The organism is Aeromicrobium sp. 10G20-16, from assembly GCF_055809665.1.
Map to the genome: position 1 here is coordinate 1,539,977 of NZ_CM147919.1, position 25,923 is coordinate 1,565,899.

28 protein-coding genes are annotated in these 25,923 nt (G+C 70.5%); 6 read left to right on the top strand and 22 right to left on the bottom strand.

What is annotated here, in order from left to right; translation table 11 throughout:
- The first annotated feature begins 14 nt into the window (after window positions 1-14).
- Entirely contained in the window at window positions 15-290 is a 276-nt protein-coding gene (locus AC0L5F_RS07805; RefSeq protein ID WP_473316046.1) for a PLDc N-terminal domain-containing protein, read from the top strand.
- Between the two features lie 21 nt (window positions 291-311).
- On the opposite strand, the gene ccsB is transcribed toward AC0L5F_RS07805, so the two are convergent.
- Genes ccsB through hemL form a run of 6 tightly spaced genes read right to left on the bottom strand, consistent with a single transcriptional unit; the run spans window position 312 to window position 6,221 of the window.
- Entirely contained in the window at window positions 312-1,286 is a 975-nt protein-coding gene (gene ccsB / locus AC0L5F_RS07810; protein WP_473316047.1) for a c-type cytochrome biogenesis protein CcsB, read from the bottom strand.
- Entirely contained in the window at window positions 1,283-2,860 is a 1,578-nt protein-coding gene (gene resB, locus AC0L5F_RS07815; RefSeq protein WP_473316048.1) for a cytochrome c biogenesis protein ResB, read from the bottom strand. The genes ccsB and resB overlap by 4 nt, the downstream gene beginning before the upstream one ends.
- On the bottom strand, window positions 2,857-3,639 hold the full coding sequence (locus AC0L5F_RS07820; RefSeq protein WP_473316049.1) for a cytochrome c biogenesis CcdA family protein: 783 nt from the start codon (window positions 3,637-3,639) through the stop codon (window positions 2,857-2,859). Before AC0L5F_RS07820 ends, resB begins: the two co-directional genes overlap by 4 nt.
- A gap of 16 nt (window positions 3,640-3,655) precedes the next feature.
- Window positions 3,656-4,210: a TlpA family protein disulfide reductase gene (locus AC0L5F_RS07825; protein ID WP_473316050.1), complete on the bottom strand. Its 555-nt coding sequence runs from the start codon at window positions 4,208-4,210 to the stop codon at window positions 3,656-3,658.
- A gap of 32 nt (window positions 4,211-4,242) precedes the next feature.
- Window positions 4,243-4,896 (bottom strand): histidine phosphatase family protein, encoded by a 654-nt coding sequence (locus AC0L5F_RS07830; RefSeq protein WP_473316051.1) that lies wholly within the window; start codon window positions 4,894-4,896, stop codon window positions 4,243-4,245.
- Complete coding sequence (gene hemL, locus AC0L5F_RS07835) at window positions 4,896-6,221, bottom strand: glutamate-1-semialdehyde 2,1-aminomutase (protein ID WP_473316052.1); 1,326 nt, start codon at window positions 6,219-6,221, stop codon at window positions 4,896-4,898. Before hemL ends, AC0L5F_RS07830 begins: the two co-directional genes overlap by 1 nt.
- A 143-nt stretch (window positions 6,222-6,364) precedes the next feature.
- Between hemL and AC0L5F_RS07840 the strand changes: the two genes are divergently transcribed.
- Complete coding sequence (locus AC0L5F_RS07840; RefSeq protein ID WP_473316053.1) at window positions 6,365-7,561, top strand: lytic transglycosylase domain-containing protein; 1,197 nt, start codon at window positions 6,365-6,367, stop codon at window positions 7,559-7,561.
- Window positions 7,562-7,597: 36 nt separating this feature from the next.
- Here the strand turns inward: AC0L5F_RS07840 and hemB are convergent, their stop codons facing one another.
- The 7 genes from hemB to AC0L5F_RS07875 form a co-directional block, all read right to left on the bottom strand.
- Window positions 7,598-8,575, bottom strand: a complete 978-nt coding sequence (gene hemB / locus AC0L5F_RS07845) for a porphobilinogen synthase (RefSeq protein WP_473316054.1) — start codon at window positions 8,573-8,575, stop codon at window positions 7,598-7,600.
- Window positions 8,576-8,577: 2 nt separating this feature from the next.
- Complete coding sequence (locus AC0L5F_RS07850) at window positions 8,578-10,125, bottom strand: bifunctional uroporphyrinogen-III C-methyltransferase/uroporphyrinogen-III synthase (RefSeq protein WP_473316055.1); 1,548 nt, start codon at window positions 10,123-10,125, stop codon at window positions 8,578-8,580.
- A gap of 184 nt (window positions 10,126-10,309) precedes the next feature.
- The gene (gene hemC / locus AC0L5F_RS07855) at window positions 10,310-11,152 is read right to left on the bottom strand and encodes a hydroxymethylbilane synthase (RefSeq protein WP_473316056.1); all 843 of its coding nucleotides are present in this window, start codon (window positions 11,150-11,152) and stop codon (window positions 10,310-10,312) included.
- Window positions 11,149-12,435 carry a glutamyl-tRNA reductase gene (locus AC0L5F_RS07860; RefSeq protein ID WP_473316057.1) on the bottom strand — a complete coding sequence of 429 codons (1,287 nt, stop codon included), beginning with the start codon at window positions 12,433-12,435 and terminating at the stop codon, window positions 11,149-11,151. Before AC0L5F_RS07860 ends, hemC begins: the two co-directional genes overlap by 4 nt.
- Window positions 12,432-13,157 carry a redox-sensing transcriptional repressor Rex gene (locus AC0L5F_RS07865; RefSeq protein ID WP_473316058.1) on the bottom strand — a complete coding sequence of 242 codons (726 nt, stop codon included), beginning with the start codon at window positions 13,155-13,157 and terminating at the stop codon, window positions 12,432-12,434. Before AC0L5F_RS07865 ends, AC0L5F_RS07860 begins: the two co-directional genes overlap by 4 nt.
- A 136-nt stretch (window positions 13,158-13,293) precedes the next feature.
- The gene (locus AC0L5F_RS07870; RefSeq protein WP_473316059.1) at window positions 13,294-13,554 is read right to left on the bottom strand and encodes a glutaredoxin family protein; all 261 of its coding nucleotides are present in this window, start codon (window positions 13,552-13,554) and stop codon (window positions 13,294-13,296) included.
- Window positions 13,551-15,161: a class I adenylate-forming enzyme family protein gene (locus AC0L5F_RS07875; RefSeq protein ID WP_473316060.1), complete on the bottom strand. Its 1,611-nt coding sequence runs from the start codon at window positions 15,159-15,161 to the stop codon at window positions 13,551-13,553. The genes AC0L5F_RS07870 and AC0L5F_RS07875 overlap by 4 nt, the downstream gene beginning before the upstream one ends.
- 52 nt (window positions 15,162-15,213) lie before the next feature.
- Here AC0L5F_RS07875 and AC0L5F_RS07880 point away from each other — a divergent pair, with 52 nt between their 5' ends.
- From AC0L5F_RS07880 to AC0L5F_RS07890, 3 genes are all read left to right on the top strand, one after another.
- On the top strand, window positions 15,214-16,089 hold the full coding sequence (locus tag AC0L5F_RS07880) for an HAD family hydrolase (RefSeq protein WP_473316062.1): 876 nt from the start codon (window positions 15,214-15,216) through the stop codon (window positions 16,087-16,089).
- A 121-nt stretch (window positions 16,090-16,210) separates the two neighbouring features.
- Window positions 16,211-16,882 carry a sigma-70 family RNA polymerase sigma factor gene (locus AC0L5F_RS07885; RefSeq protein WP_473316063.1) on the top strand — a complete coding sequence of 224 codons (672 nt, stop codon included), beginning with the start codon at window positions 16,211-16,213 and terminating at the stop codon, window positions 16,880-16,882.
- Window positions 16,883-16,997: 115 nt separating this feature from the next.
- On the top strand, window positions 16,998-18,068 hold the full coding sequence (locus AC0L5F_RS07890) for a DUF5667 domain-containing protein (protein ID WP_473316064.1): 1,071 nt from the start codon (window positions 16,998-17,000) through the stop codon (window positions 18,066-18,068).
- Window positions 18,069-18,151: 83 nt separating this feature from the next.
- On the opposite strand, the gene AC0L5F_RS07895 is transcribed toward AC0L5F_RS07890, so the two are convergent.
- The 7 genes from AC0L5F_RS07895 to proC all read right to left on the bottom strand — a co-directional run bounded on the left by AC0L5F_RS07895 (window position 18,152) and on the right by proC (window position 23,042).
- Window positions 18,152-18,574, bottom strand: a complete 423-nt coding sequence (locus AC0L5F_RS07895) for a lysophospholipid acyltransferase family protein (RefSeq protein WP_473316065.1) — start codon at window positions 18,572-18,574, stop codon at window positions 18,152-18,154.
- Window positions 18,564-19,442 carry a 1-acyl-sn-glycerol-3-phosphate acyltransferase gene (locus AC0L5F_RS07900; protein WP_473316066.1) on the bottom strand — a complete coding sequence of 293 codons (879 nt, stop codon included), beginning with the start codon at window positions 19,440-19,442 and terminating at the stop codon, window positions 18,564-18,566. The genes AC0L5F_RS07895 and AC0L5F_RS07900 overlap by 11 nt, the downstream gene beginning before the upstream one ends.
- Window positions 19,439-20,428 carry an NAD-dependent epimerase/dehydratase family protein gene (locus tag AC0L5F_RS07905; protein ID WP_473316067.1) on the bottom strand — a complete coding sequence of 330 codons (990 nt, stop codon included), beginning with the start codon at window positions 20,426-20,428 and terminating at the stop codon, window positions 19,439-19,441. The genes AC0L5F_RS07900 and AC0L5F_RS07905 overlap by 4 nt, the downstream gene beginning before the upstream one ends.
- A gap of 3 nt (window positions 20,429-20,431) precedes the next feature.
- Window positions 20,432-20,533, bottom strand: coding sequence for a 30S ribosomal protein bS22 (locus AC0L5F_RS07910; protein ID WP_019143756.1), 102 nt, complete (start codon window positions 20,531-20,533; stop codon window positions 20,432-20,434).
- Between the two features lie 142 nt (window positions 20,534-20,675).
- Window positions 20,676-20,861 (bottom strand): helix-turn-helix domain-containing protein, encoded by a 186-nt coding sequence (locus AC0L5F_RS07915; RefSeq protein WP_423843944.1) that lies wholly within the window; start codon window positions 20,859-20,861, stop codon window positions 20,676-20,678.
- Between the two features lie 185 nt (window positions 20,862-21,046).
- Window positions 21,047-22,222 carry an acetoin utilization protein AcuC gene (locus AC0L5F_RS07920; RefSeq protein ID WP_473316069.1) on the bottom strand — a complete coding sequence of 392 codons (1,176 nt, stop codon included), beginning with the start codon at window positions 22,220-22,222 and terminating at the stop codon, window positions 21,047-21,049.
- Window positions 22,223-22,232: 10 nt separating this feature from the next.
- On the bottom strand, window positions 22,233-23,042 hold the full coding sequence (proC, locus tag AC0L5F_RS07925) for a pyrroline-5-carboxylate reductase (protein ID WP_473316070.1): 810 nt from the start codon (window positions 23,040-23,042) through the stop codon (window positions 22,233-22,235).
- Window positions 23,043-23,065: 23 nt separating this feature from the next.
- Here proC and AC0L5F_RS07930 point away from each other — a divergent pair, with 23 nt between their 5' ends.
- Window positions 23,066-24,022 carry a bile acid:sodium symporter family protein gene (locus AC0L5F_RS07930; RefSeq protein ID WP_473316071.1) on the top strand — a complete coding sequence of 319 codons (957 nt, stop codon included), beginning with the start codon at window positions 23,066-23,068 and terminating at the stop codon, window positions 24,020-24,022.
- On the opposite strand, the gene AC0L5F_RS07935 is transcribed toward AC0L5F_RS07930, so the two are convergent.
- Window positions 24,000-24,776, bottom strand: a complete 777-nt coding sequence (locus AC0L5F_RS07935) for a sugar phosphate isomerase/epimerase family protein (protein ID WP_473316072.1) — start codon at window positions 24,774-24,776, stop codon at window positions 24,000-24,002. The genes AC0L5F_RS07930 and AC0L5F_RS07935 overlap by 23 nt on opposite strands.
- Before the next feature lie 229 nt (window positions 24,777-25,005).
- On the bottom strand, window positions 25,006-25,917 hold the full coding sequence (locus tag AC0L5F_RS07940) for a Ppx/GppA family phosphatase (RefSeq protein ID WP_473316073.1): 912 nt from the start codon (window positions 25,915-25,917) through the stop codon (window positions 25,006-25,008).
- Window positions 25,918-25,923: the final 6 nt, after the last annotated feature.

Genomic DNA, 25,923 nt, shown 5'->3' on the forward strand with positions numbered 1-25,923 from the left:
GTACCGTAGGAGCCATGGGCAAGTTCTTCCTGGCGGTCTTGGCAATCACGCTGTTCGTCTACGCCCTGTTCGACCTGATCGCCACCCCGCGCGACCAGATCCGCGGCAAGCTGCCCAAGGTCGTCTGGTTCGTCATCTTGGTGCCGCCGGTGATCGGACCGCTGCTGTGGCTCACCGTGGGGCACCGCCGCACCTGGAATCCGCCGAACGGTGGCCGCAAGGGACCTCGTCCCGGCCCACGACCGCCGTTCGGTCCCGACGACGACCCCGACTACCTCCGGGGCCTGTAGGCCGCGGGGCCGGGCAAGCCGCTACTTGGCGTAGGCGTGCAGTCCGCCGAAGAGCAGGTTGACGCCGTAGAAGCTGAACAGGAAGGTCGCGAAGCCGAACAGCGCGACGGTGGCGGCACGCTTGCCCTTCCAGCCGGCGGTGTAGCGGGCGTGCAGGTAGCCGGCGTAGACGATCCACGTGATCAGCGCCCAGACCTCCTTGGGGTCCCAGCCCCAGTAGCGGCTCCACGCGCTGTAGGCCCAGATGGGCCCGGCGATGAGTGCGCCGAAGGTCCAGATCGGGAAGGCGACGGCGTGCACGCGGTAGGCCACCCGGTCCATGACCGCCGAGGTGGGGATCCGCGCCATCAGCGGGCCCTCGGTGCCACGCGACTCGGCGCGCTCCTTGAGCAGGTACAGCACCGACGCAGCAGCACCCACGAGGAACAGGGCGCCGGCGATCATGACGGCCGCCACGTGGATGACCAGCCAGTACGACTGCAGCGCCGGCACGGTCGGTCCGGCCGGAACGTAGACGCTGAAGCCGATGCCGAGCAGCACCAGGGAGAAGCCGGTGACGAAGACGCCGAGCCACTCGACCTGCCAGGTGCGGACGAGGACGAGGTAGACCGCCAGTGCGATCAGCGACCCGGTGACGGCGAACTCGTACATGTTGCTCCACGGCACCCGCTCGGCGGCCAGGCCGCGGGTCAGGGTGCCGACGAGCAGCAGGGCCGTCGACAGCGTGGTCAGCGAGACGCCGATGGACGCCAGCACCGTGCTGATGTCGGGGCGGGAGTCGGCGTCGCCGTCGGGTCCTGCGTCGGACCCGCTGGTGTCACCGCCGGCCTCACCCTCGACGATCTGCGAGCCGTCGGCCGCCACGGCCACCGGGGCGGCGGCCGTGCGCGTGGCGAAGCCCCACTCGGCCAGGTGCGCCAGGAAGGCCAACGCCACCACGATGGTGCCGGAGGCGACGCTGTAGTTGGACAGCTGCGCGTAGGTGGCGAGGTTCATGGGCGCTCCTTCTGATCAGGTGTCTGCACCTGCAGGCGTTCGAGGAGGGGATCGAGCTTCCCCGGCATCGCGTCGCGCACCACGCGATCGAGCACGGCGACATCGACCACGGTACGCGACCCCTCGCGACGCGCGCGGATCCAGGTTCTGCGGGGCTGCACGAACAGGGAGGCGAGCAGGCCGAGAACGGCGGCGACGATACCGATCAGCGGGAGCTGCACCAACGGCGTGGCGGCGATCTGGAACCGCGCGAACTGGCGCAGCTCGACGAACTCGATCGTTCCGCCGTCCGGGAGGTCCTGGGTCTGACCGGGCTGCAGGCTGACCCGGTATCCCTTGTCGCCGTTCATGTACTGCGTCATCTTGCTCTTGTCGAGGACGTACACCGACTGGGGGACGCCGTCGTCCAGGCCGAGGTCGCCGTGCCAGACGAACAGGCCGAGGATGGGTCGCAGCGGAGCGGGGAAGACCGACTTGGTCGCGCCGTCGGTGCCCGTGACGTAGGTGGGCAGGAAGAACCCCTGGAAGCCGAGCTGCTCGGGCTCTGCCTCGGCGACCTTGACCACGCCGTTGGAGGTGTAGGTGGAGTCGGCGGGCAGGAACGGGACGGGCTCGTCGAACACGACCTCGCCGTCGGCGTTCGTGACCTTGATGACCGGTGCGTAGCCCTGGCCGACGAGGAACACCGAGGTGCCGTCGACGCTGAGGGGGTGGTTGACCCGGATGCTGAACGGCGTGTCAGTGCTGCTGGTGCCACGGCTGACGGTGCCGGTCGCCTCGAACGACACCGGGGCACCGGCCTGCGGCCCGGAGCCCTGGAACCGGGCATCGAACTCGTCGAGCTTGAACGAGAACGGCGGGAGGGAGTCGCGGTTGAACAGTGCGCCCGAGGTGAACTCGTCGTACTGCGTCAGCACGTTGCTGAAGCGGTCGCCCTCGGTCACGATCGCTGCTCCGCGATAGCCCAGCAGGTTGCTGACGGCGACGCCGATCAGCACCACCACGACGCTGACGTGGAACAGCAGGTTGCCGGCCTCGCGCAGGTAGCCCTTCTCGGCCGACAGCTCGTGCACGCCGTCACGCTCGACGACGTCGATGCGGGCGCGTCGCAGCGCGCGGCGTCCCAGCGCCATGACCTCGGCCGGCTCGGCGTCGGTGGTGAACGTCGCCGACGTCGGCAGCCGGTCCAGCCGGCGCGGCGCGGCGGGCGGGCGCGCCCGGAGGGCCGCGAGGTACACCCGGGTGCGCGGCACGATGCACCCGACCAGCGACACCATGAGCAGCAGGTAGATCCCGCTGAACCACGGGGAGGTGAACACGCTGAACATGCCCAGCTTCTCGTAGATGGGGCCGAGCGTGGGGTGGGCCGCCTTGTACGCCTCGACCGCCCGCGGGCTGACGCCTCGCTGCGGGATGAACGACCCGGGAACCGCCGCGATGGCCAGCAGCAGGAGCAACGACAGCGCGGTGCGCATCGAGGTCAGCTGTCGCCAGATCCACCGGGCGAAGGCCCACGTGTTCAGCGGCGGCGCCTGCTGCGGCTGGAAGTCGCGCGAGGAGCTGGGGGTGCTCACAGCAACGTCTCCGATCCGCCGAGCCAGTTCTGCAGGTCGATGACGAGGCTGTCCCAGACCCCACTGACGAGCAGGACGCCGACCACGACGAGCAGGGCTCCCCCGAACACCGAGACGGCACGCTGGTGTCGGCGCAGCCACCCGATGGAACGGGAGAACCGTTCGAACCCCAGAGCCGCCAGGACGAACGGCACACCGAGACCCAGGCAGTACACGAACGCCAGCAGCGCGCCACGCGCCGCGGTCGCGTCGTCGGTGGCGAGGCTCAGGCCGAGCACGGCGCTGAGCGTCGGGCCGATGCACGGCGCCCAGCCCACGGCGAAGAACACGCCGAGCACCGGCGCCATCGCCAGCCCAACAGCGGGCACCGCGTGCACCCGGACGTCTCGCTGCAGCAGGGGCAGCAGCCCGATGAAGGCCAGCCCGACGACGATGACCAGGATGCCCGTGGCGATCGACAGCGGACGCTGGTACGCGCGCAGCTCGGTGCCGATGGAGCCGAACAGCGCACCGCCGAGCACGAAGACCGTCGAGAAGCCCAGCACGAACAGGATCGACCCGGTGAGCAGTCGACTGCGGCGACGCAGCCGCAGGTTCCCGGGCTCGGATCGGTCGGCGTCGAGATCCTGGACCGCGACGCCGGAGACGTACGACAGGTAGCCCGGCAGCAACGGCACCACGCACGGCGAGAAGAACGAGACGAGACCGGCCACCAGGGCGACCGGCAGCGCGAGCACGAGGGTGCCCGAGGAGACGGTCTGGGTCAGCCAGTCGTTCACACCGGCTCCGAACGCATCACGCGGCGCCGACCGACGACTTCACGTCGTCGATCAGCCCGGCGAGCGTGGAGGCGGTGAGCCCGTCGACGGCGATCCGCACCGCCACCTTGCCCTTCGGGTCGATGATCCAGGTGGTGGGAACCGCCACGGTCGGCAGGCTGTCGTTGAACTTGAGCTCGAGCCGGCCGCCCTGGTCGGCGAACGTCGGGTACGTGACGCCGATCTTCTGGTTGAAGGCGAGCGCGGTGTCGGACTTGGAGCGGTTCAGCACGCCCACGAACTTCACGTCCTTGTCGGCGTACTGCTCCGACACCTCCTTGAGCGCGGGCATCTCCTTGCGGCACGGCGGGCACCACGGGCCCCAGACGTTGATCACGATGGTCTGCCCCGCCCAGTCGGCCGTGGTGAGCGGCTTGCCCTCGAGGTCCTCGCCGGACAGCACCGGCGCCTCCTTGCGGTCCGCCACCGGGACGACGGTGATCTCGCCGGCGCCCGACACGTAGCCGGAGGTGTCGGCCGAACCGTTCGCTCCCGAGCACCCCGCGAGCAGCGCGATCGATGCCAGGGCCACGAGGGCGACCCTCACCCGGCCCGCACGGATTCTCATGCTCCACCCGAGAACGTGTTGCCCTTGAGCGCGTCGGGCAGCAGGTCACCGGCCGGCTCGCTGTAGACGAAGCCGGTGTAGTCGTCGTCCTCGAAGGTCAGGGACGTGAGGCTCGCGAGCGTGCACTGCCGCTTGCGGGGGTCGTGCGCGAATCGTCTCTGCTCGTACATGAGGCGCGAGGTCCACACGGGCAGCTGGTGCGACACGATCACGGCCTCGCTGCCGCGGGCTGCCTCGCGGGCGTCGTCGATGGCCGCGCGCATGCGAGCGGCGATCTCGAGGTACGGCTCGCCCCACGACGGGCGCGCCGGGTTGCGCAGCAGCCACCACCGGTCGGGCCGCAGGAACGCCTTGGGTCCGACGCCGACGCTCTTGCCCTCGAACTTGTTGCCGGCCTCGATGACGCGCTCGTCGGTGGTGATCGGCACCGACAGGATCTGCGACAGAGGGGCGGCGGTCTCCTGCGCCCGTTCCAGCGGAGAGGCCACCAGGTGGGTGATCGGGTGGTCCTTCAGTGCCTCGGCCACCTGCGCGGCCATCTCGTGCCCGAGGTCGGACAGGTGATAGCCGGCGATGCGGCCGTAGAGGACGCCGAGCGGGTTGTGCACCTCGCCGTGCCGCATGAGGTGGACGATCGTGCGCGTGGTCATCAGGTTCCTCGGTGGTCGGGCTGGGCGGCCGCCGCTGCGGCAGCCGCTCTCGGGAGTGCCTCCCCGATTCTAGCGAGTGCCTCCTCGTCGTGGGACGCCGAGACGAACCACGACTCGAAGGCGCTCGGCGGCAGGTACACCCCGGCCTCGAGCATCGCGTGGAAGAACGGGCTGTAGCGCCACGCCTCCTGGGCCTGGGCGCCGGCGAAGTCGACCACCGGCTGGTCGACGCCCCAGAAGACGCTGAACATGGAGCCGCTGTTCTGGATGCGGTGCACGACTCCGGCGGTGGTGAGCGCGTCGGCCACCATCGCCTGCAGACGAGACGACGCGACGCCGAGCCGCTCGTAGGCCGCGTCGTCGGCGGCGCGCAGCGTGGCGAGGCCGGCCGTCGTGGCGATGGGATTCCCCGACAGGGTCCCGGCCTGGTACACCGGGCCGGACGGAGCCAGCTGAGCCATGATCTCGGCCCGACCGCCGAAGGCGGCTGCCGGGAAGCCTCCGCCCATCACCTTGCCGAAGGTGAGCAGGTCGGGTCGCCAGCCCTCGACGGCACCGTCGAGACCCCACTGTCCCGAGCGGGTGACGCGGAAGCCGGTCATGACCTCGTCGCTGATCAGCAGGGCCCCGTGGCGGGACGTGATCTCGGACAGGAACTGGTTGAAGCCCGGCTCGGGCGGCACCAGGCCCATGTTGCCGGCAGCAGCCTCGGTGATGACGCACGCAATCTGGTCGCCGAGCTGGTCGAAGGCCGCCTCGACCCCGGCGCGGTCGTTGTAGGTGAGCACGACGGTGTCGGCGGTGACGTGCGCCGGGACTCCCGGCGTCCCCGGGATGCCCAGGGTGACGACGCCCGACCCCGCCTCGGCGAGCAGCGCGTCGACGTGTCCGTGGTAGCAGCCGGCGAACTTGACGATCGTGTCGCGACCGGTGAAGGCGCGGGCCAGGCGGACCGCTGACATCGTGGCCTCGGTTCCGGACGACACCATGCGCACCAGCTCGACCGGGGTGCGAGCGACGATCTCCTCGGCCAGCTCGACCTCGGGCGCGCTCGGGGTGCCGAACGACGTGCCGCGGGCGACGGCCGCTCCGACGGCCTCGAGCACGGCCGGATGGGCGTGCCCGAGCAGCATCGGTCCCCACGAGCCGACCAGGTCGACGTAGCGGTTGCCGTCGACGTCGGTGAGCCACGCGCCCCGGCCCTCCGCCATGAACACCGGGGAGCCCCCGACGGCGCGAAACGCTCGTACCGGCGAGTTGACTCCACCGGGAGCGACGGCCTGCGCCCGGGAGAACAGCTCATGGGACGTCTGGTTCTGGGTCACCGTTCCAGTGTCCCCCGAGTTCACGTAGCCGTAACTCGCGGCCCCACCTATCGTTATCTATGTCACTGTCCGACCGACGTGAGTCGAACGGACAGGTCCGTCGTTCACCACGGCCGGACCTCGTTGGAGGGGAAAGCACTTTCATGGCACGTCGTTCGTTGTCTCGCTGGCAGAAGGCCGGGGCTCTGGTCCCCATGGCCGTCCTCGTGGCCGCGTGGGGTGCCGCGCTCACCAACACGGGCCTCGCGAACGCGTCCGACAGCGCCGATCCCGGCGCGATCCCCGCCGTCCCGGGCACCGCCTTCGACCAGCCCGCCAGCGTCCAGAAGGCGCCCACCGGCATCGATCCGCGCGCCGGTGCCGACATGGCGGTCTCCACCCTGTCCGCCAACGGCATCCCGGAAGCGGCGCTCTTCGCGTACCGCCGCGCTGCGAACCTGCTCGACAAGGCCGACCCCACGTGCAACCTGCCGTGGAACCTCGTCGCCGCCATCGGCCGCGTCGAGTCCAACCACGGCCGCACCAACAACAACCGGCTCGGTGCCGACGGCGTCGCCACCCCCGGCATCTACGGCGTCGCCCTCGACGGCAGCAACGGCACCGCTCGGATCACCGACACCGACGGCGGCAAGCTCGACAAGGACACCACCTTCGACCGCGCGGTCGGACCCATGCAGTTCATCCCCGGCACCTGGGCAGCAGTGGGCGTCGACGGCGACGGTGACGGCACCAAGAACCCGCAGGACATCGACGACGCGGCCACCGCGGCCGGTGTCTACCTGTGCGCCGGACCCGGCGACCTGTCTAAGCAGGCCGACGCCGCCGACGCGGTGCGCCGCTACAACAACTCCGCCTCCTACGTCGACCTCGTGCTGGCCATCTCCGAGCGCTACGCGGCCGGTGACTTCTCCCAGTCGCCGAACCTCTACACGACCTCGCCGATGCTGACCAACCGCTCGTCGGACCAGACCCTGACGCCCAGCCAGCGCAAGAAGGCCGCACAGGCGGAGAAGGACTCCAACTCCAAGCCCAAGGACGACAACGGCTCCACCGGATCGACCGGATCGACCGGTGGCACCGGAACCGGATCGACGGGTGGCACCGGAGGAACGGGCTCGACCGGCGGCACCTCCGGACAGGGCAGCACGCTCGGCAGTGGCCTCCAGGGCACCATCGAGAACACCCCGCTCAAGCCGCTCGCCCCGGTCACCGAGCCGGTCACCGGCCTGCTCACCACCGTCGAGGCGAACCTGCGTTGTCTGGTCGAGGTCGCCCTGCTGCCGGGCAGCACCTACAAGGCCCGCTTCCAGACCTGCATGACGAAGTACACCAAGGGCTGAACCTGCTTCACCGAGCAGGCGAGTCCATCACGGGCGTCAGCGAGACAGGCGCGCCGCGATCTCTGCGGCCCAGTAGGTGAGCACGATGTCGGCTCCGGCGCGGCGGATCGACAGGACCACCTCGTCGATGGCGCGCTCGCGCTCGATCCAGCCGTTGGCGGCGGCGGCCTCGACCATCGCCATCTCACCGGAGATGTTGTAGGCGGCCACCGGCACGTCGACGGCGTCGCGCACCTGACGGATCACGTCGAGATAGCTCAGGGCCGGCTTGACCATGACGATGTCGGCGCCCTCGGCGATGTCCAGCATCACCTCGCGCAGCGCCTCGCGGGCGTTGGCCGGGTCCTGCTGGTACGTCTTGCGGTCTCCGGTCAGCGACGAGTCGACGGCCTCGCGGAAGGGTCCGTAGAAGGCCGACGAGTACTTGGCGGCGTAGGCCAGGATCACCGTGTCGTCGTGACCAGCGGCGTCGAGCGCCGAGCGGATGGCGCCGACCTGGCCGTCCATCATGCCGCTGGGGCCGACGACGTGGGCGCCTGACGCGGCCTGCACCACGCCCATCTGCGCGTAGATGTCCACGGTGGCGTCGTTGTCGACCCGGCCCCGGTCGTCGAGCACACCGCAGTGGCCGTGGTCGGTGAACTCGTCGAGGCACAGGTCCGACATGACCAGGAGGTCGTCGCCGACCTCGGCGCGGGCGTCGCGCAGGGCGACGTTGAGGATGCCCTCGGGGTCCAGAGCACCCGACCCCGTGGCGTCCTTGTGCTCGGGCACACCGAACAGCATGACGCCGCCCAGGCCGAGGCGCGCCGCCTCGGCGTACACCTCACGCGCGGAATCACGCGTGTGCTGCACGACCCCGGGCATCGAGGTGATCGGGCGCGGCTCGGTCAGTCCCTCGGCCACGAACATCGGCAGGACCAGCTGACTGGGCTGCACGTGCGTCTCCGCCACCAACCGCCTCACCGCCGGCGACGAGCGCAGGCGGCGAGGACGATCGGACGGGAACGACACGACTACGCCTTGGAGCGGCGCGACGTGGGGCGCTTCTGCGACGGGCGCAGCACCGGCTCCCCGGCGTCGACGAACTCGAGGCGACGAGCGGCACCGAACTCGGCGAGCGCGTCGGCCAGCAGCTCGACCGACGGCTGCTCGGCCATCACGTCGACCCGCAGGCCGTGCTCCTCGGCGGTCTTGGCCGTGGCCGGTCCGATGCAGGCGATGATCGTCTGCGCGTGCGGCTTGCCGGCGATGCCCACGAGGTTGCGGACCGTGGACGACGACGTGAACAGCACGGCGTCGAACTTGCCCGACTTGATCGCTTCACGGACCGGTGCCGGCGGCGGCGACGCGCGCACCGTGCGGTACGCCGTGACGTCGTCGACCTCCCAGCCCAGGTCGATCAGGCCCGCGACGAGCGTCTCGGTGGCGATGTCGGCCCGCGGCATGAAGACCCGGTTGATCGGGTCGAGCACGTCGTCGAACGGCGGCCAGTCCTCGAGCAACCCACGCGCCGACTGCTCGCCGCTGGGCACCAGGTCCGGACGGATGCCCCAGGTGGCGATGGCCTCGGCGGTCTTGTCGCCGACCGCAGCGATCTTCAGGCCCGAGAAGGCGCGGGCGTCGAGCCCGTACTCCTCGAACTTCTCGCGCACGGCCTTGACCGCGTTGACGCTGGTGAAGGCGATCCACTCGTAGCGCCCCTCGACCAGGCCGCGCACCGCCTTGTCCATCTGCTGCGGGTTGCGCGGCGGCTCGACCGAGATGGTCGGGACCTCCTCGGAGACCGCACCGTAGCCGCGCAGGCGGCGGGCCAGACCGGCCGACTGCTCCTTGGTGCGCGGCACCAGGACGCGCCAGCCGTACAGCGGCTTGGTCTCGAACCACGAGAGCGCCTCACGCATGCCCACCACGGCACCGACGACGGTGATGGCCGGCGACGTCATGCCGGCGGCCGCCGCGTCGGCGGCGATGTCGGCCAGCGTCGACACGACGGTGGACTGCTCGGTGGTGGTGCCGACGCGGGTCATCGCGACGGGGGTGTCAGCATCGCGGCCGGCCTCGATCAGACCGGTCGCCGCCTCCTCGATGCGGCTCACGGCAGCGAGCAGCACCAAGGTGTCCTGGCCCGCGTGGTCGGCCCAGGTGATCTTGGCGTCGCCCACGTTCACCACCGAGAACTCGCGGTGCGTGCGGTTCGTCAACGGCACTCCGGCGTAGGCCGGGACCGCCGACACCGACGAGATGCCGGGCACGATCTCGAAGCCGATGCCGGCCTTGGTGCAGGCGGCGGCCTCCTCGGGGGCGGTGGCGTAGGTGAACGGGTCGCCGGCCACCAGGCGCACGACCTGCGCACCGGTCTTGGCGTGCTTGACCACGATGCGAGCGCGGGCGGCGTGGGTGAGCGTCTCGCCGTCTTCGCTGGTGCCACCGTCGACGATCTCGGCGCCGTTGGTGACGAGCGCGGCCTGCTCGGGCTGTTCGATGATCACGACGTCGGCCAGCGCGAGCAGCTCGGCGGCGCGCACCGTGAGCAGGCTCTCGTCGCCCGGGCCGGCACCCACGAAGCTCGACGTGTCCCAGCTTCTTGCCGGGAATGGGTGTGGTCGGGACCGTGCTGGTCATCTCTGCAGTCACTGCGTGTCCTTTTCTCGTGCTGCCGTCGATCACGAGGTCACCGACACGAGCGTGTCGGCCCCTTCGGCGAGCATCTCGGCAGCGAGACGTTCGCCGACCGCGGCGGCCTGCTCAGGCAGGCCGGTCGCGGACAGTCGGATGGTGGGCGCGCCGGAGAGGTCTCCGACCACGGCTCGTAGCCACAGCTCGTCGCCGTCGTCGCCCCAGGCGATCTCGGCAAGAGCCGACCGGAGCGCTGCAGCCTGCCTCCAAGGTGGCGAGGAGGCTGCGTTCGGCGGTGACGGCCGCGCGGGTGTCGCGGTCGTCGAGGACGCCGAGCAGGCGAGCGGTCGCGTCATCGTCGACGCGGCACTCGCAAGCCAGCGCACCCTGCCCGGGGGCAGGGAGCATCTGGATGGGATCGATGGTCTCGGTGATCTCGTCGAGACGACCGAGACGGGCCAGGCCAGCACGTGCGAGCAGCACGGCATCGACCTCGCCGGAGGTGACCTTGGCGATGCGGGTGTCGACGTTGCCGCGGACACCCACGATCTCGACGCCGAGGCCGAGCGCGTTCAGCTGGCTCTCGCGCCGCGGCGAGCCGGTGCCGACGCGTGCGCCCTGGGGCAGCTCGCCGAGGGTGAGGCCGTCGCGAGCCACGACGCAGTCGCGCGGGTCCTCGCGCACCGGAACGGCCGCGAGCAGCAGATCGGGGTGGGCGGCCGTGGGCAGGTCCTTGAGCGAGTGCACGGCCACGTCGATGCGTCCGTCGAGCAACGCGTCGCGCAGGGCGCCGACGAACACGCCCTGACCGCCGAACTCGGTGAGCGGCGCCGTCGAGCGGTCGCCCTCCGTGCTGATCGTGACGATCTCCACCGTCGCGCCCGCCTCGGCGACGAGTCGATCGGCGATCTGCCGGGTCTGAGTGGTGGCGAGGGCCGAGGCCCGCGTCCCGATGCGAAGAGGAGCGCTCATGCGTCATCACCGGTGATCCGCGTGACGGCGCCCGGGTCCAGGGCGAACAGATCGGCGAGCGCGTCGGCGTAGGTGAGCCCGGCGGGGTCCTCGACCAGCTGCTGCACGCGCACCGTGGGGGCGTGGATGAGCTTGTCCGCCACGCGGTGCAGCGCCTGACGCACCGCGGCCTGCTGGTCGTCGGGGAGGTCGCTGATGCGCGGCTCGAGCCGGGCGAGCTCGGCGGCGACGACGTCGGTGGCCATGGTCCGCAGCGCCACGACGGTCGGGGTGACACGCGAGGCGGCCTTGGCCGCGAGGAAGGACCGCACCTCGTCCTCGACGATCGAGCGGACCTGCTGCACGTCGGACGACAGCGAGGAGTCGGCGCCGAGCTCGGCGAGCATGGAGATGTCGACCAGCCGCACGCCGGGCAGGTCGGCGACCGCCGGGTCGACGTCACGCGGCAGGGCCAGATCGATCAGCGTCAGCGACCGGCCGGCCGCGGCGCGCTCGATGCGCTCCTTGTCGAACACCGTGCCGCTGGCGCCCGTGCAGCTGACGACGACGTCGGCCGCCGCGAGCTCGACGTCCATGGCCTCCCACCGCACGGCGCTGACGCCGTGGGTGGCCACGAGGGTGAAGGCGCTCTGGTAGGTGCGATTCGCGACCATGATGTGGTGCGGGGCCACCCCGCGGGAGATCAGCGTGCGCACGGCGAGGTTGGCCATGGTGCCCGCGCCGGCGACCAGGAACCGGGTGTCGGGCTCGTCGACGACGTCGCCGGCGACGGCGAGGCCGGCGGTGACGATCGAGGGGGCCAGCCGGTCGATGCCGGTCTCGCTGTGACCGCGCTTGCCGATGCGCAACGCCTGCTGGAACAGCGCGTTCAGCGCCGAACCGACGGTGGACTCGGCCTGCGCGGCGTGGAGGGCGTCGCGAACCTGCCCGAGGATCTGGCTCTCGCCGAGGATCATCGAGTCGAGGCCGGAGGCGACGCCGAACAGGTGGGCCACGGCGGCGTCGTCGTAGTGCACGTAGACGTGCTGCACGAGCTCGTCACGGTCGAGACCGGCCTGCTCGGCCAGCAGCCGCGAGACCTCGTCGACCGACCCGTGGAACCGGTCGGCCTCGACGTAGACCTCGACGCGGTTGCAGGTGGAGATGACGACGGACTCGGTGACCGCCGGGTTGTCGAGCACCTGGTGCGACAGCTTCACGGCCGCGTCGGTGTCGAGTGCAGCGCGCTCGAGCACCTCGATCGGTGCGGACTTGTGGGACATGCCCACCATCAACACGCTCATGCGGTGACCTCCGTGACCGGTTCAACGGTGACCGGCTCCACGCCGGCAGCGGATCCGGGCGTGCCCTTGCGCTGCTCGTGGTAGGCCAGGATCTGCAGCTCGATGGACAGGTCGACCTTGCGCAGGTCGACGCCGTCGGGCACCTGCACGACGGCGGGCGCGAAGTTCAGGATGCTGGTGATGCCGGCCGCCACGAGGCGGTCGGCCACCGGCTGGGCCGCGGGGCCCGGCGTGGCGATGATGCCGATCGAGACGCCGCGTTCGGCCACCACGGCGTCGAGATCGTCCAGCGAGGTGACGGTGATGCCCGACACGACGGTGCCGATGCGATCGGGATCGGCGTCCACGAGGGCGGCCACGCGGATGCCGCGCGAGCTGAAGCCCTGGTAGGCCGACAGCGCCGTGCCGAGGTTGCCCACGCCGACGATGACGACGTCCCAGTCCTGGGTCTGGCCGATCTCGCGCGCGATCTGGTAGCGCAGGTACTCGACCTCGTACCCGACGCCACGCGTGCCGTACGACCCGAGGTAGGACAGGTCCTTGCGCAGCTTCGCCGGGTTGACCCCCGCCTCGTCGGCGAGCTCGTTGGACGAGCACGTGACGGTGCCCTGCTCGATCAACGTCGTGAGAGCACGCAGGTAGATCGGGAGTCGCGCCACGGTGGCATCGGGGATACCGCGATCGTGGTGGTCGGCGAACGGGGTGGGGCGCAGAATCGTCACAAGTCTCCATGGCTGCGACGCCGGGGATTTCCTGCGTGAGGAGAGCGTCGAGCGCACACTTACTTTACGAGTTTGTGAACTCGTTAACAAAATCGAGGCGGCCTCGGGTGGCGTAGGTCACACCACGACGCGCGGTTCAGTGGCGGCCGAGGGCCTGGCGCAGGCGTAGAGGATCCACGCGCCAGAAGTCGTGCTGGTGGCCGTCGACGAAGGTCACGGGCACCTGGTCGGTGAACCGACGCGCCAGCTCCGGGTCGGTGTCGATGTCCACGCGGACCCACGACACATCGGCTGACGTGCAGACGTCGGCGACGGTGGACTCGGCGACCTGGCACAGGTGGCAACCCTCGCGCGAGTAGACGACCACCGTCGCGTCGCCGGCGTGCGGAATGGTCATGGGCTGTCGAGACCGAGCGCTTCGGAGCGGGCCAGCGCACGCAGTCGGCCCTTCTCGATCTTGCCGGTGGCCGACCGGGGCAGGCCCGACACGACCGAGATCCGGCTGGGCTGCTTGAACCGTGCGAGCCGGGTGCGGCACTGGGCCTGCACCGCCTCGACCACCACGGCGGCATCGGCGCCCGGGAGCGTCTCGACGAACGCCACCACGGCCTCGCCGGTCTGCTCGTGGGGCTGACCGACGACCGCCACCTGACCGACGCCGTCGACCTCGGCGATGACGTCCTCGACCTCCGACGGGTACACGTTGAAGCCCGAGACGATCACCAGCTCCCGTAGCCGGTCGACGATCATCAGGTCTCCGTCGGGGTCGACCAGCCCGATGTCGCCGGTGGCGTACCAACCGTTCTCGTCAGGACCGTCCGAGCCGTCCGGCCAGTAACCGGAGAAGAGGTTGTCCCCGCGGATCCACAGCTGCGCCGGATCGTCGGGCCCGGCAGCGAGCTCACCCGGACCGCCCGGACCGCGATCGTCCGGGCCCTGCCCCGTCTCGATGATGCGGACCTCCAGGCCGGGCAGGGGGCGGCCCACGGAGCCGGCCTTCGGCGGCTGGGTGCGTGGGCGGTCCGAGGCCAACGTGACGGCCACGACCGGCGCGGCCTCGGTGAGCCCGTAGCCCTCCTCCACGAACAGGCCCGACGACTCGGTGAACGCCGCACCCAGGTCCGGATCGAGACTCGACGCGCCGGACAGCACGGTGCGCACCCCGGCGAGCTTCTCGCGCAGGTCGGGTCGACCCGCCCAGGCGGCGACGACCGGCGGGGCGAGCGGGAGGTTGGTGATCCCCTCGGCGGCGACCAGGTCGAGCAGGCCGTCGGGATCGAAGCGGTCGACCAGCACGATCGTGGCACCCTGCCGCGCAGCCTGACCGAGGACCGCGTTCAGTCCGTAGACGTGGAACATCGGCAGCAGCCCGAGCCCGATGTCGTCGGCAGCCATCGGCGGATTCTGCAGCGATGCGACCTGCTCGATGTTGGCCAGCAGCGCTCGGTGCGTGAGCATCGCGCCACGCGGCTTGCCGCTGCTGCCGGACGTGTACAGGATCACCGCGAGCGTCTCGGCGTCCGGAGGTGCCGCGGGAGCCGTTCCGGTGGCGCCGGACAAGAAGGCCTCGAACGTCGTCTCGTCGCCCTCGGCCGGGGTGCCGTCGACGACGACCGACGGCACGTGATCGAGTCCCGACGCCACCGCTTGACGCACCTGGGGCGCACCGGTCTCGTCGCAGAGCACCACCCTCGTGGTGGAGTCGCCGAGCATGCGTGCGATCTCCGAGGTGGTCGATCTCGGGTTGATCGGCACCGCCACCATGCCGCCGCGCAGGATGCCGAAGTACGCGATCGGCAGGTCGATCCGGTTGGCCATCACGACGGCCACCCGATGGCCCGCGACCAGGCCGCGCGCCGACAGCCCGCGGGCGACGGCGTCGGCCGCCTCGTCCAGCTCGCGCCAGGTGATCGCCCGTCGATCCGGGCGAAACTCGACCAGTGCCAAGCCGTCCGGGTCACGTTCGGCTGCCTGCTGGACCAGGTCACTGACGTTGACGATCACGACTCCGAGTCAACCACACCCTCGGTATGTCGATCCCGGCTAATGTCGGGGCATGGCCCGCGACGGATCGCCCCCCGAACCGCGCAACCTGCGTTCGCGCTCCGTGCTCGCCGGGCAGGCCGCGGCGGCCGCCGCCGAGGTCGAGCACGCCCTGGACGTCGACCAGGACCAGCACGGCGCTGCCTTCTTCGACGTCGACAACACGATCATGCAGGGCGCATCGATCTTCCATCTCGCGCGCGGGCTGCACCGCCGCAAGTTCTTCACCACCTCCGACATCGCCAAGGCTGCGTGGCAGCAGCTGTACTTCCGCGTGCTCGGCGTCGAGGATCCCGAGCACATCGAGAAGGCGCGCTCATCGGCGCTCGCGTTCATCGCGGGTCACCGCGTCAGCGAGCTGGAGCAGATCGGGGAGGAGATCTTCGACGAGAACATGGCCGACAAGATCTGGCCCGGCACCCGAGCGATCGCCCAGTGGCACCTCGATCGTGGCCAGCGGGTCTGGCTGATCACGGCCGCTCCCGTCGAGATCGCCGCGGTCATCGCCCGTCGGCTCGGCCTCACCGGCGCACTCGGCACCGTCGCCGAGCACGTCGACGGCGTCTACACCGGCCGCCTCGTCGGCGAGATGCTGCACGGCGAGGGCAAGGCCGTCGCCGTCCGCGAGATCGCCGAACGGGAAGGGCTGCTGCTCGACGAGTGCTACGCCTACTCCGACTCCAGCAACGACCTGCCGATGCTGTCCCTCGTCGGTCATCCGTGCGCCATCAATCCCGACAGCGGCCTGCGTGCCCACGCCCGCTCCAACGGGTGGCGCATCCGCGACTACCGCACCGGTCGCAAGGTCATGATGGCCAGCGGCAAGGCCGCCGTCGCGGGCGCTGCAGCGGGCGGCGCCTGGCGGGTCCTGCGCAATCGCAGGTCCTGACTCCCCGGCCCAAGGTCACCTTTCATCGAAATCACATGACGGCGGGACCGAAGTCCCATAGACTGCCGGGGATCAGGGAGGGCCTGTGAGATTTCGGACGTCTGCGATGGGCGCGGCTGCGATGCCCTCTGTCGCGATCTCTCACCCCGGGCTGTCCGCCCTGCTGATGGCGATCGCCGAGCAGACCAACGCCTACTCCCCGCACTTCGACCCCGGCGGCGACGACGACCACGACTCGGACCCGGAGGCGACCCGCCTGCGCGCGCTCGTGGACCTCGCCAAGGACGGCGACAGCGAAGCGTTCGGGCAGCTCTACGACCACTACGTCACCGGGATCTTCCGCTTCATCTACTACCGCGTCGGCTCCAAGCAGCTCGCCGAGGACCTCACCAGCGAGACCTTCGTGCGTGGCCTGCGGTCGATCCAGCGGTTCAGCTGGCAGGGCAAGGACTTCGGCGCCTGGCTGACCACGATCGCGCGCAACCTGATCACCGATCACTACAAGTCGAGCCGATCGCGCCTCGAGCTCACGACCGACTCGGTGCCCGAGGGTCGCACCACGGCCGACAGCCCCGAGGCGGAGGTGCTGTCGCTGATCACCAACGAGATGCTCCTCGAGGCGGTCAGCGGTCTGCCACCCGAGCAGCGCGACTGCATCCTGATGCGCTTCATCCAGGGCCTGTCGATCGCCCAGACCGCGGCCGCCATCGGCCGCAGCGAGGGCGCCATCAAACAGCTTCAGCTACGGGCTGTCCGCAGCCTCGCCGGAGCCATGCCGGCGGACATCCGATGATCCGTTGCCGCCGCGAAATGATCCCGTCGATCTCCCGTAACTTCAGCCCACATCGATTCGTTGTTCGAGAAGAGAAAACCCCCGGTCCCACCACCACCCAGCTGAGAAGAGAACCATGATCCGCCGCCGACGCTCCGACGACGCGCAGTCGTTCGACGACGCGTGGACCAGTGGCGTCACCTCGGGCACCTCTGCCGAGGTCGCCGAGCTGATCCGCACGGCCGAGGCGCTGTGCCGCACCGCCGTGGCACAGCCGGATCCTGAGTTCCGCAGCGCGCTGCGGTCGCAGCTGATGACCGAGGCCGCCACCGTCCTGGTCGACTCGCCTGCGCCGGCCCTCGCCGAGGCCCCGGCACCGAAGGTGACCACCCGTCCCGTCCGTCGACGCGTCATCGGCCTGACCGCGGCCGCGGTGGCAGCCGTCGGCTCGGTGGGCATGATCTCCTCCAGCGCCACCGCCGTTCCGGGCGACGTCCTGTACCCGGTCAAGCGTGGCGTCGAGTCGGTCCAGCTGGCGCTGCACCGCGACGACGCCTCCCGCGGCGAGTTCCAGCTCGACCAGGCCCGTGAACGTCTCGCCGAGGCATGGTGGCTGGACTCGCACGACAAGGACGATCGAGTCGCGCGTGCGCTGGAGGACTTCTCCGACCAGGCGTCGAGCGGCTCGAGCAGCCTGTTCCTGGCCTACGGAGACGCCCGCAGCACCAAGACGATCGACACCGTCAACGACTTCGCCGCGTCCGCCACGGTCACCCTCGCGAACATGAGCGACGACCTGCCGGACGACGCCCGGGCTGCCCTCGATCTCGCCGCCGACACCATCTCGGGCCTGGCGTCCCAGGCGTCGGCACTGTGCACGTCCTGCGCGCCGGCCGACCTCAGCTCGCTGGTCAAGGCCGTCGACGGCGTCTCGCGTCAGACGCCGGCCAACACCGAGCCGGCGCCCGGCTACGGCTCGGGCAACGACACCGCCACCGCCCCCTCGACGAGCCAGCCCGGATCGTCCCCGACCGGCCAGGCCAGCAAGCCCGCGGCACCGTCCGGCGGTAGCACCCCGATTCCCACCCCCACACCGCTGCTCAGCGGCATCACCGACCCGCTCCTCGGCGGACTGCTCGGCGACGAGGAGCAGGAGGGTCTGGTCCCCGGACTGCTCGGCGGCCTGCTCGGCGGCAAGAACAGCTAGCGCGCACGCCACGTCGGCGTTCCGAGACGCACGGGCCCAGACACGAACAGGCCCAGACACTCGGGCGCTGCGCGCCCTCGGTCTCAGAAGAAGGCGTTGCCGCGGTCGACGAGCAGCCGGTAGAGGGTCTGCTGGATGGTCTCGCGCACCTGGTCGGTCACGTTGAACAACAGCATCGGGTCGTCGGCCGCCTCCGGCTCGTACGCGTCGGTGCGGATCGGCTCACCGAACTCGATGATCCACTTGCTCGGCAGCGGCACCATGCCCAGCGGCCCCAGCAACGGGAAGAACGGCGTGATCGGCAGGTACGGAACCCCCAGCAGCCGCGCCAACGACGGCACGTTGCCGATCAGCGGGTAGATCTCCTCGGCCCCGACGATCGACACCGGGACGATGGGGACCTGCGCCCGCATGGCCGACGAGACGAATCCACCGCGGCCGAAGCGCTGCAGCTTGTACCGCTCGGCGAACGGCTTGCCGATGCCCTTGAAGCCCTCAGGCCACACGCCGGCGAGCTTCTCCGGTGGACAACAACCGCTCGGCGTCCTCGGTGCAGGCCAAGGTGGCTCCCACCTTGCGGGCCAGCTGGCCGACGAAGGGCAGGACGAACACGAGATCCGCGCCGAGCGGACGCAGGTGGCGACCGCTGTACTTGTGCACCGCGTAGCCGGTGATCAGGCCGTCGATCGGCACCGTGCCGGAGTGGTTGGCCACCAGGAGCGCACCCCCGTCCGCGGGGATGTTCTCGATGCCGCGCACCTCGAGCCGGAACCAACCCTCGGCGAGCGGCTCCATGGCTGCGGTGAGGACCTCGGTGATCTGCGGGTCGAAGCCGAACTCGTCGACCTCGTAGTCGCCGCTGAGCCGGCGCCGGATCGTGGCCAGGAGCGTGGCGATCCGGGCGTCCCAGTCGCTGCCGAACACCCGCTGCGCGCCCTGGATCACGGCGGCGACGATGTCGTCGAGCGGGATGCCAGCCGACAGCGGCGCAGCGCCCGCGGTGCGGGTCTCGCGTTCGGCCTCCTCGGCGGCGCGGGCCGCCGCTGCTGCGGCGTCCTCGTCGGTGACCGCACGCAGGCGGGGCCGCTCGGTGGGCGGCGGACCGGACTGCCCGGCTGCCCCCTCCTTCGTGGCCGTGGGCGGCTTCTTGTCCGCGGGCGCCTTCTTGCCCGTGGGCGGCTTCTTGGCGGACGCAGCCTTCTTGGCGGTCGCGGCCTTCTGCGACGTCGCGGTGGAGGTGGACTCGGCCTTCTTCCTCACCGGCGCCGTGCGCGGGGCGGCGCCTGCGCCCGCCAGGCTGCGGGCTGCGGCCGACGGCGAGGTCTTGCCGCCTCGTCCGGGACGTCCACCCGAGCCGATCGTCTTGTCACTCATGCGGCGCCTCCCCCGAGCGCCGACAGGATGCCAGGGCGCACGTGCTGACGGAACTGCTCGAACACCTCGGCCGACGTGTACTGCGGGTCGTAGCCGAAGATGCTGCGCAGGGCCGAGTTGTCGAGCACCCGCCCGTAGGTGAGCAGCCGGTGCAGATCCGGCGGGACGTCGGCTCCGGTGGTGCGCACGACTCGTCGCGCGGCGAAGGCGAAGCCCAGCGGCGGCAGCGGGATGACCGGCTTGGCGAGACGTCGGGCGGCCTGGCTGAGCAGCACCACGCCGTCGGACGAGACGTTGAACGTGCCGGGCCGGTCCTCGAGCACCGCCTCGGTGAAGACGTTGAGGGCGTCGTCGAGGTGGAGGAACTGCAGGCGAGGGTCGAAGCCCATGGAGGCCGGCAGCACCGTGCCCGCGAAGTAGTCGCTCAACGGAGAGTGCATGGCGACGTCGAGGATCTGCGAGGCCCGCAACGTGGTGATGATGACGTCGGGACGTCGGCGTGCGAATCCGCGCACGTACGACTCGACCTCGACGATGTCCTTGGGAAATCCGCTGCGCACGCCTCCGCGGGCCGACATGCTCTCGGTCCACATCGCAGGATCGCGCGGCGAGGTGCCGTAGACGGCCGCCGAGGAGCCGAGCACGAACTTGGTGACGGTGCTCGACCGCTGGGCGGCGGCCAGCAGCTGCATCGTGCCGATGACGTTGAGCTCCTTGGAGCCGCCACCACCGGCACGGTGTCGATGGGGGTTGACGTCGAGGTGAACCACGGTGTCGACGTCCTCGACCGCGATCACCTTGGCGACGACCGGGGTGCGGATGTCGGCGCGGACGAACTTGGTGCCGCCGAGGTCACCCGCCGGCAGGACCGTGTCGATGCCGATGACGCGCGAGACCCCGCCGGCCTCGCCGACGTCGGCGAGCCGGCGCGCCGCCACGGATGCGAACGGATTCGCAACGCCCGTGACCAGGACGACCCGGCTCATGACCTACTTGCCCAGACGGCGGCGCTGCACGCGCGTGCGCTTCAGCATCTTGCGGTGCTTCTTCTTCGACATCCGCTTGCGACGCTTCTTGATGACTGAACCCACGAGACACACTTTCCTGAACGGCCAGAGCGACGGCTCGGCCACCATACGCGAGAGGGGTCGGCCGACGGCCGACCGAGATCCTCGTCAGCCTACACGCAGACTGCGGCCACCCGTCGGGCGACCGCAGCTGCGAAGGTCGGCGTCAGCCGGCCTGGAAGAACGACTTGCCGAGGAACTCCTCGACTGCCTCCTCGGGAACCCGGAAGGACCGCCCAACGCGGACGGCCTCGAGCTCTCCGGAGTGAACGAGCCGGTAGACCGTCATCTTCGAGACGCGCATCTGTGCCGCGACTTCTGCAACCGTCAAGAACGTCTGTCCGGCTGTCATGTAGCACCTGCTTCCTGAGCGGCACGCGCGCTCTCTGGCTTCCCCACCAGAGATACTGCGCGCGTGCCTGAATGAAGGATAGTGCCTCGCGGGACGCGAGGGACAGGGGTTACCCAGATTAGGGAACAAATACCTGAATCGGGCGATTCGGTGCACTGCGCGCCCGCAGTTTCGGTAGTGCGACCTCAGTACGACGGGTCGAGTCCGTGGAGCGGGAACACCGCTTCGCGAGTGGCGTGGATGGAGCGATCCAGCCAGCTGGCCGGGTCGTAGCCCTGCTCCCAGGCGCGGTAGCCGGGGACGCGACCATCGGTCATCGTCGTGCGGGCTGCCGACCCACGTATCGCCGCCACCCGCTCGCGCCAGTGCTGCGGCGTCTCGCGGCTCGGATCGAGCGGATGGCCCGACACGATGGAGATCAGGTGCGCCCACGCGCGCGGCACCACGTCCATGACCGCGTAGCCCCCGCCACCGGTGGCGACCCACTTGCCGCCGCACACCTCCTCGGCCAGGTCGCGCAGCGCCAGGTAGGACGCACGCTGCCCGTCGACCGACAGCATGAGGTTGGTCAACGGGTCGTCCATGTGGGAGTCGCACCCGTGCTGCGTCACCAGGACGTCCGGCGCGAACTCGCGCACCAGCGGCGGGACGACCGCATGGAAGGCGCGCAGCCAGCCGGCGTCCGACGTGCCCGGAGGCAGCGGCACGTTGACCGCGGAGCCCTCGGCGCCCTCTCCCCCGACCTCCGTGGAGAAGCCGGTGCCCGGGAACAGGGTCTGGGGCCCTTCGTGGATGGAGACGGTGAGAACCCGCGGGTCGTCCCAGAACATCTTCTGCACGCCGTCGCCGTGGTGGGCGTCGACGTCGACGTACGCCACCTTCTGCGCACCGTTGTCGAGCAACCAGCGGATGGCCAGCGCGATGTCGTTGTAGATGCAGAAGCCGCTGGCGTTGCCCGGCATGGCGTGGTGCAGACCTCCGGACACGTTGACGGCACGGGGCGCCTGACCGGTCCAGACCCGACGGGCGGCCTCCACGCTGGCGCCGGCCACCAGGGCGCTGGCCTCGTGCATGTGGCCGAAGACCGGGTTGTCGTCGCTGCCCAGCCCGACCGAGAGGTCGATCTGGCTCGGATGGGCACTGAGGTTCTGGACCGTCTCGATGTACTGCGCGGAGTGCACGAGGGCCAGGTCGTCCTCGGTGGCCGCCGCGGCTCCGACGACGTCGAGGTGCTCGAGCACGCCGAGCTCGCGCGCCAACGCCATCGTGAGGTCGATCCGCACTGGAGCCATGGGGTGCGACGGTCCGAAGTCGTAGGAGGTCAGCTGCTCGTCGAAGACGACGCAGGCGCGGTCGGACATGCTCGCCACCCTACGAGGCCGGTCCGGAGAGCTCGGCCGACCGTGCCGCCGCAGCCGCGATCGCGGCCCGCACGCCGTCGCCGACGCCGCGGTCGTCGAGCGTCGTGATGGCTGCGTGGGTCGTGCCGTTGGGCGAGGTGACGCGATGCCGCAACGCCTCGGCGCTGTCGTCGGAGCCGGCGAGGAGTCGGGCGGCGCCGAGCACGGTCTGCGTCGCCAGCACGCGCGCGGTGTCGGGATCGAGACCGGCGTCGACGCCGCCGGCGATCATGGCCTCGGCCAGGTAGAAGACGTAGGCGGGGCCGGAACCGGAGACCGCGGTGACGGCGTCCTGCAGACCCTCGTCGACCACGACCACCTTGCCGCCCGCACCCAGCACCGCGACCACGGCCTCGAGCTGGTCGTCTGTTACCTCAGGCCCGGGAGAGACGCCGAACATGCCCTCGCCGATCAGTGCCGGCGTGTTGGGCATGGCCCGCACGACCGCGACACCGGGCCCCAACGCGTCGGCCATCGTCGCCAGCGTGATGCCGGCGGCCAGGGACACGACCGTGGCGCCGGGGCGCACCGCCGGACCGATCTCCGCCAGGAGGTCGGGCACGTCCTGCGGCTTGACCACCAGCAGCACGAGGTCCGCCCCGGCACAGGCCGTCGCGTTGTCGGCGACCTCGACACCGTGGGCGTCGCGCAGCTCGGCGGCCCGGTCGGCGCGCTTCTCGCTGATGACCAGGTCGCTGGTGGGGTGGCCGGAGGACAGGATCGCCGAGAGCAACGTCTCGCCCATCACGCCGGCACCGAGGATCGCGATGCGCTGACTCATGCGCTCCACACTAGTGTCGGGCCGTGCGCTGGCGACCTGACCCGTTGATCGTGGCCCTGGTGGCCGCCGCGCTGCTCGGGTCGTTCGTGCCCGCGACCGGCGTCGGTCTCGACGCGCTCAAGCAGGTCGGAGCCGTGGTGATCGGCGGTCTGTTCTTCCTCTACGGCGCTCGGCTGTCGACGTCGGACACCCTGGCCGGCCTCGGACACTGGCGCCTGCAGCTGACGGTGCTGGCCACCACGTTCGTCGTGTTCCCCGCTCTGGGGCTGGCCACCCAGCTGCTCTCGGGCAACCTGCTGACGCCCGGGCTGGCCAGCGGGGTGCTCCTGCTGTGCCTGGTGCCGTCGACGGTGCAGTCGTGCGTGGTCTACACCCGGGTGGCCGGTGGCAACGTGGCCGCCGCCGTGGTGGCCGCATCGCTCTCGAGCCTCCTCGGGGTGTTCCTGACCCCCGCACTCGTCGCGCTGCTGATGACCGCCGACGCGCGGGTCGACGCCGGATCGATCGTGCGCATCGTGCTGCAAGTGCTGGTCCCGTTCGTGCTCGGCCAGCTGCTCCGGCCGGTCATCGGCGCGTGGGTGGAGCGCCACGACGCGGGACTGAAGCTGTACGACCGGGGCAGCATCGTCCTCGTGGTGTTCGTGGCCTTCAGCGAGGGCGCCGAGGCGAAGATCTGGTCCAACCAGAGCGTGTGGTCGGTGCTCGCGGTCGCGCTGGTCTGCGCTTCCGTGCTGGCGGTCGTGCTGGCCTGGACGGCACTGGTGGGCCGCATCGGCCGGTTCGCCCGGCCCGACCGGGTGACCATCGTGTTCTGCGGGTCCAACAAGAGCCTGGCGAGCGGACTGCCGATCGCCACGGTGCTGTTCGCGGGCAGCGACGTCGCCCTCATCGTGCTGCCACTGATGCTCTACCACCAGCTGCAGCTGATCACCGGCGCCGTCCTCGCCCCCCGTCTGGTCAGCCGAGGTGACGACGAGTGAAGTCGAGCGCCTCGATGAGATCGCGCTCGCGCTCGGTCTGATCCTTGGCCTTGCGGGTGTTGATCTCGACGACGACCTCACCGGCGAAGTCCGACGCCCCCACGTGCGCGAGGAACTCCGCGCACGGCTGGTTGCCCCGACCGGGGATCAGGTGCTCGTCCTTGGGCGAGCCCGACCCGTCGGCGATGTGCACGTGGGCCAACCGGTTCCCGAGCGCACGTGCCAGCTGCAGCGGGTCCTGACCCGCCGTCGAGCTGTGCGACAGATCGACCGTCACGTGGGCATAGTCCTCGTCGAGCGGGTTCCAGCCGGGCGTGTACGCCTGGAACTCGCGCTTGCCGGTGCGCCACGGGTACATGTTCTCGACGCCGTAGACGATGTCGTTGGTCTTCTCGCGGGCCGCGATCCCCTCGACGAAGTCGCGGGCGTAGTCACGCTGCCACCGAAACGGCGGATGCACCACGACCAGCTCAGCACCCACCTCGTGCGCCATCTCGGCGCTGCGGTCGAGCTTGCCCCACGGGTCGCTGCCCCACACCCGCTGGGTGACCAGCAGACACGGGGCGTGCACCGACACCACCGGGATGTCGTGGAACGAGCTCAGCGCCCGGATCGCGGTGACGTCAGCACTCACGTCGTCGATCCCGACCATGACCTCGACCCCGTCGTAGCCGAGCCGGGCCGCGAGCTCGAATCCGCTGGCGGTCGACCCCGGGTACACCGACGACGTCGACAGCGAGACACGGGGGGACACACCGTCAGCCTAGGACGGCCCCACCAATACCGGCGCCCAACCCTGAGACCGACTCACAACTGCCCCCACCGACTCACATCTGGTCGAGGTGCTGCAGGAGCACGCCCTCACGCAGTGCCCCCGCTGCTGGCCGGTCGCGCTCCCCACCGACTCACATCTGGTCGAGGTGCTGCAGGAGCACGCCCTCACGCAGTACCCCCGCTGCTAGCCGGTCGCGCTCCCCACCGACTCACATCTGGTCGAGGTGCTGCAGGAGCACGCCCTCACGCAGGGCCCACGGGCAGACCTCGAGCTCGTCGAGCTCGAACAGGTCCATGGTCGCCTCGGCGACGACGGCGCCGGCGCGCATCTGGTGGGCCCGGTCCGAGGAGACGCCCGGCAGCTGGGCGATCTCGTCGGTCGTCAGGTCGCCGAGGCGGTCGACCAGCGGCGCCAGGTCCTTGCGCGAGATGCTGCGGGTCACGTACTGGCCCTCGCTGGACGGCGGAGCGCCCAGCATCCGCGCCAACGACCGGAACGTCTTGCTCGTGGCGACCGATCGATCGAAGGCGCCCCCGCGCAGGATCGGGCCCGCCTCGTCGGCGATGGCAGCGCGCACGTACGACCGCAGCTCAGCGGCGGACTTGCCGGCGTCGAGCCACTCGCGGGTGAGCCGACCCGCGCCCAGCGGCACCGAGGTGGCCACGTCCGGCGTCTCGTCGGACCCGACGGCCAGCTCCAGGGAACCACCGCCGATGTCGAACACCCCGAGCCGACCGGCCGACCACCCGAACCAGCGCCGCACCGCGAGGAAGGTCAACCGCGCCTCGTCCGCACCGGCCAGCACCTGCAGGTCCACCCCGCTGGCGGCGTTGACCCGCTCGATCACGTCGTCGGCGTTGACGGCGTCACGCACGGCCGACGTGGCGAAGGCGAGGATCGTCGAACATCCCTTGTCCTCGGCCGCCGCCCTGGCCGACGACACGTAGTCGACGAGTCGACCGATCCCCTTCTCGGTGACCGCGTTGTCCTCGTCCAGCTGCTCGGCGAGTCGCAACGGCTCCTTCAGCGAGAAGGCCGGAAGCGGTGGGCCTCCTCGGAATCCGTCGACCACCAGCAGGTGGCCGGTGTTGGAACCGATGTCGAGCACGCCCATGCGCATGCCCAC